This window comes from Pseudomonas sp. Lb2C2 (assembly GCF_052112205.1).
Lineage (GTDB): Bacteria > Pseudomonadota > Gammaproteobacteria > Pseudomonadales > Pseudomonadaceae > Aquipseudomonas > Aquipseudomonas kilonensis.
On sequence record NZ_JAUTYW010000020.1, the window covers coordinates 1 to 1,368 of the forward strand.

1 protein-coding gene is annotated in these 1,368 nt (G+C 64.3%); it reads right to left on the reverse strand.

The window, feature by feature from the left end; all coding sequences use genetic code 11:
• On the reverse strand, positions 1-1,368 hold a 1,368-nt coding region (locus tag Q7F16_RS30065), incomplete at both ends, for a carbon starvation CstA family protein (protein WP_413211836.1).

Genomic DNA, 1,368 nt, shown 5'->3' on the forward strand with positions numbered 1-1,368 from the left:
AACAACACCGTCAGCGTCGCGTTGGTGTAGGCGTTGAACACCACGTGCTGCATCTGCTCGATGCTCTTGGCCGGGGCCAGGATCTGGCCGGCGGCCAGGGCATCGTTGTATTTGCGTGCCAGGGCCAGGAAGCCGATCGCCGGGTTGGCGTCGAACAGCTTGATCAGGCCCGCGGTGGTGGTGCAGATCAGCAGCCAGCTCGCCGGCAGCAGCGTGACCCAGACGTAGCGCTGGCGCTTCATCTTGATCAGGACCACGGTGGCGAGCATCAGGGCGATACCGGCCAGCATCTGGTTGGAGATGCCGAACAGCGGCCACAAGGTGTTGATGCCGCCCAGCGGATCGATCACGCCCTGGTACAGCAAGTAACCCCACAGCGCGACGCAGCCGGCGGTGGCGATCAGGTTGGCTGGCCAGGATTCGGTGCGCTTGAGCGAAGGCACGAACGAGCCGAGCAAGTCCTGCAGCATGAACCGCCCGGCACGGGTGCCGGCGTCCACCGCGGTGAGGATGAACAGCGCTTCGAACAGGATCGCGAAGTGGTACCAGAACGCCATGGTGTTCTCACCCGGCAGCACCGAGTGCAGGATCTGCGCGATGCCGACCGCCAGGGTCGGCGCACCGCCGGCACGGGCCAGGATGGTGGTTTCACCGATGTCCTTGGCCACCGCTTGCAGCGCCTCGGGGGTGATTGCAAAGCCCCAGCTGCTGACAGTCTGGGCCACGGACACCACGTCACTGCCGACGATCGCCGCCGGACTGTTCATGGCGAAGTACACGCCTGGCTCGATCACCGAGGCGGCGACCATGGCCATGATCGCCACGAAGGACTCCATCAGCATGCCGCCGTAACCGATGTAGCGGGCGTTGGTTTCGTTATCCAGCAGCTTGGGCGTGGTGCCCGAGGAGATCAGCGCGTGGAAACCCGAGACCGCGCCGCAGGCGATGGTGATGAACAGGAACGGGAACAGACCGCCCTTCCACACCGGTCCCGTGCCGTCGGTGAACTGGGTCAGCGCCGGCATTTTCAGCTCGGGCATGGTGACCAGGATGCCGATCGCCAGGGCGACGATGGTGCCGATCTTGAGGAAGGTCGACAGGTAGTCCCGCGGCGCCAGGATCAGCCACACTGGCAGTACCGCCGCGACAAAGCCGTAGCCGATCAGCATCCAGGTGATCTGGATCCCGGTGAAGGTGAAGGCCTTGGCCCAGACCGGATCGGCAGCAATTTGCCCGCCCAACCAGATCGAACCCAGCAGCAACAGCACGCCGATGATCGAGATTTCACCGATGCGGCCCGGGCGGATGTAGCGCATGTAGATGCCCATGAACATCGCGATCGGGATGGTCGCCATCACCGTGAAGATC